6 protein-coding genes are annotated in these 3260 nt (G+C 49.4%); 5 read left to right on the top strand and 1 reads right to left on the bottom strand.

From position 1 onward, the window contains the following. Positions 1–36: 36 nt before the first annotated feature. On the bottom strand, positions 37–168 hold the full coding sequence (locus PX481_RS18230; RefSeq protein WP_288095341.1) for a hypothetical protein: 132 nt from the start codon (positions 166–168) through the stop codon (positions 37–39). Between the two features lie 182 nt (positions 169–350). On the opposite strand from PX481_RS18230, the gene PX481_RS18225 reads away from it, so the two are divergent. From PX481_RS18225 to PX481_RS18205, 5 genes are all read left to right on the top strand, one after another. After that, positions 351–635, top strand: coding sequence for a Nif11-like leader peptide family natural product precursor (locus tag PX481_RS18225; protein ID WP_002759324.1), 285 nt, complete (start codon positions 351–353; stop codon positions 633–635). Positions 636–1254: 619 nt separating this feature from the next. Continuing rightward, the gene (locus tag PX481_RS18220; RefSeq protein WP_002734613.1) at positions 1255–1566 is read left to right on the top strand and encodes a carbon dioxide-concentrating mechanism protein CcmK; all 312 of its coding nucleotides are present in this window, start codon (positions 1255–1257) and stop codon (positions 1564–1566) included. 66 nt (positions 1567–1632) lie between these two features. Then, positions 1633–1974, top strand: a complete 342-nt coding sequence (locus tag PX481_RS18215; RefSeq protein WP_002733426.1) for a carbon dioxide-concentrating mechanism protein CcmK — start codon at positions 1633–1635, stop codon at positions 1972–1974. Positions 1975–2006: 32 nt separating this feature from the next. Then, a complete protein-coding gene (gene ccmL, locus PX481_RS18210; RefSeq protein ID WP_002759323.1) occupies positions 2007–2318 on the top strand; it encodes a beta-carboxysome shell vertex protein CcmL in 312 nt (103 codons plus the stop codon). Positions 2319–2388: 70 nt separating this feature from the next. Next, a partial coding sequence (locus tag PX481_RS18205) for a RuBisCO small subunit-like domain-containing protein (protein ID WP_288095339.1) occupies positions 2389–3260 on the top strand: 872 nt, incomplete at its 3' end.

The following is a 3260-nucleotide window of genomic DNA, read 5'->3' as shown; positions in this document are numbered from 1 at the left end:
GGCTACAGAAACAAGAGTGCAGGTTTCTATTTTAGGCTATTTATTCTCTGACTTGAAAGAGGGTGTAGGGTGTGGCCCCCCCAACCCCCCCGACATCGGGGGGGTGGGGTGTAGGGTGTGGGGTGTGGGGTGTGGGGTGTGGGGTCTAGGGAAAGAAACCTCTTTCATCTTCCCACTTCCCACTCCCCAGAATTGGACATAAAGCATACTCAGCCATACAAGCAAAGAAAAACGAAACTTTTGCTTTGAGGATATCTCCTGACTGGTAGGATAAAAATGAACCATACTAGGCAGTTTAACCTCCACGCCGCCGAGGCCACACCTTTAATCATCAAAGGAAAAGTATTTATATGTCTAAAAATCAAGTGTTCGACTTTTTCGCCTTAGCCGCTAAAAACGAAGAATTGGGTCAAAAAATGCGCTCAACCCAAGATCCTCAGCAATTACTAGAGATAGCTCGCTCGCAAGGCTTCGATTTCTCCCTTCCTGAATTAGAAGCGGCACTCAAATCCTTGCACGAGAGTCCCGACTTTTTCCAAAAGTTAGCTCATGCAGTGTTAGAAGTTTTCAGTCCTAACCACGATAATTATCCCTCGATCGGTGTCCAACCCTACGAAGGTGAGATCGATCGCTAGAATCAGTGATCAGTGATCAGATGTGAGTTTTCAGTTCACTGATTACTGTTCACTGTTTACTGATCACTGAAAAAGGCTCCCCTTCTCCCCACTCCCCCACCCCAGCCGTATATAGTATAAAAAAATTATAAAAAAGCCGAAATCAGGGAAAATAGGCTTTTATCTGCCAATAAATCCAGCAGAGACAAGCAAGCCGCCAAGAGAAAACTTAAAGCGGAAATCGGCTCATAGCAAAGGTTTTAGCGGTAAATCTCCTGAGAATTGCTGAGGCTGATGGGCGAAGTCAAGGAATGATTAACTTTCGTTAACCTGAAGATGAGAAATAATCATAATGTTTTATATTGTCAAAGGTGTCATAGTTTCCTATGCTTTTTTTAGGTTGATAATTTTGCCTGACTCGTCAAATTTTTACCAACCGGCCCTAGAAAATAAAATTAGTGGATGAAAACGGTCACGATCGAGATAAAATTCAGGATGGTCTTACCCACCTTGCCACGATCCCGACTGCCACCAGAGCTAGAGCAGGAAAAGTAACAAGGAAAGAATTTGACTGAAACAAAATTGATAACGCTAACAAAATTAATAGTTTAGTTTGGCTTGACAAGCGAGGAACAAAAAAATGCCAATTGCAGTAGGAATGATTGAAACCCTAGGATTTCCCGCCGTTGTGGAAGCGGCCGATGCCATGGTCAAAGCCGCCAGGGTGACTCTAGTGGGTTACGAAAAGATCGGTAGTGGTCGCGTCACTGTCATCGTCCGGGGAGACGTTTCAGAAGTGCAAGCTTCTGTGGCTGCCGGAGTGGAAAACGCCAACCGGGTTAACGGAGGACAAGTGCTATCTACCCATATCATCGCTCGTCCCCACGAAAACCTCGAATACGTGCTGCCCATTCGCTACACCGAAGAAGTAGAGCAATTCCGCAGCTATTAAACACCGTTGATCGGGGTCAGCATCTATAGAGTCGAAGAAAGCCAACCATTAGGAGACAAAAATATTATGTCAATTGCAGTGGGCATGGTGGAAACCTTGGGTTTCCCGGCCGTCGTCGAGGCGGCTGATGCCATGGTGAAAGCCGCCCGCGTAACCCTAGTAGGTTACGAAAAAATTGGTAGTGGTCGCGTCACCGTCATCGTCCGGGGGGACGTTTCGGAAGTACAGGCCTCCGTATCGGCGGGGACAGAAGCGGCATCTAATCGTGTTAAGGGTGGTCAAGTCCTCTCGACCCACATCATCGCCCGTCCCCACGAAAACCTCGAATACGTTCTTCCCATCCGTTATACAGAAGCCGTGGAACAGTTTCGTGAAAGTGTTAACCCGCAACCTTTAAGACGAATCTAGAGCGCAACTAACTTTTAGTGTAAACAAATTCCATGCAAATTGCCAAAGTTTGCGGCACCGTCGTTAGCTCCCTGAAACCGCGCAGTATGACGGGAGTGAAACTTCTGCTTTTGCAATTCATCGACGCACAGGGGCAACTTTTGCCTAAATACGAAGTAGCGGGTGATATTGTCGGAGCGGGGATTAATGAATGGGTGCTAGTGTCCCGGGGAGGAGCCGCCCGTATCGAAGACGGACAGAACAATCGCCCCCTTGACGCGATGGTGGTGGGGATTATTGACACTATAACCGTAGAAAATCGCACCCTCTACAGCAAGAGGGACGAATTTCGTCAATCCGGTTAAACATCGATAGAACCCAAACACAGTTAAGTAACAACCAGCCAGCCAAATTCAGTATGGAGGAAGACTAACTATGGTCGTCCGCACAACGGCGGCTAGTCCGAAAAAGCGGACCAAATCCCCAGAGGAAACGCACATAGACGAGAGTGCCAAAGTCCACACCTTCTCTAACCTCAGTGGCGCTATCGAGATCGGGGCGCGAGTGGTGATCGCTCCGGGGACTTCCATCCGCGCCGATGAAGGAACCCCCTTTCACATTGGCGACGACAGCAAAATTCAGGACGGAGCAATCATCCACGGTTTAGAAAAAAGCCGTGTGGTGGGAGATGACGGCCGAGAATATTCGGTGTGGATCGGCCGGGGCAGCTGTATCACCCACATGGCACTCATTCACGGGCCCGCCTATGTGGGCGATCGCTGTTTTATCGGTTTTCGCTCCACCGTCTTTAATGCCCGCATCGGGGCCGATTGCATCGTCATGATGCACGCCCTCGTTCAAGACGTGGAAATCCCCGCCGGTAAATTCGTGCCATCCGGTTCCGTGATCACCAGCCAACAGCAGGCTGATCGCTTACCCGATGTCACAGAAATCGATCGAGCCTTCACCCGTCACATTGTCGATATCGACCTCGCCCCCAGCGTCCCGGTCAAAGCCCACAGCCCAGCGACTCCTCCACCGGCAGCCGCTATAAACATCGCTAATGAGACGCTATATAGAAATTCGGTGACACCTATGAGTTTAAATACAAACATTCGAGCGCAGGTTCGCTCCCTCCTCTCCCAAGGCTACAAGATCGGCATCGAATACGCTGACAAACGCCGCTTTAAAACCAGTTCTTGGTTAAGTGCCGGCTTTATCGACGGCGGCCGCGAAGAACAGGTATCCCAATCCCTAGAAGCCTCCCTGAGAGACCTGCAAGGCGAATACGTCCGCCTGATCGGAGT

Source organism: Microcystis sp. M53603_WE2, from assembly GCF_030065435.1.
Note: the sequence above shows the minus strand (reverse complement) of the source record. Positions and strands in the feature narration are given on the sequence as shown.

Bases quoted from the DNA above. Each gene is read 5' to 3' on its own strand.
- PX481_RS18230 (WP_288095341.1), bottom strand. From the start codon at position 168: ATGAAAGAGGTTTCTTTCCCTAGACCCCACACCCCACACCCCACACCC.
- PX481_RS18225 (WP_002759324.1), top strand. From the start codon at position 351: ATGTCTAAAAATCAAGTGTTCGACTTTTTCGCCTTAGCCGCTAAAAAC.
- PX481_RS18220 (WP_002734613.1), top strand. From the start codon at position 1,255: ATGCCAATTGCAGTAGGAATGATTGAAACCCTAGGATTTCCCGCCGTT.
- PX481_RS18215 (WP_002733426.1), top strand. From the start codon at position 1,633: ATGTCAATTGCAGTGGGCATGGTGGAAACCTTGGGTTTCCCGGCCGTC.
- ccmL (WP_002759323.1), top strand. From the start codon at position 2,007: ATGCAAATTGCCAAAGTTTGCGGCACCGTCGTTAGCTCCCTGAAACCG.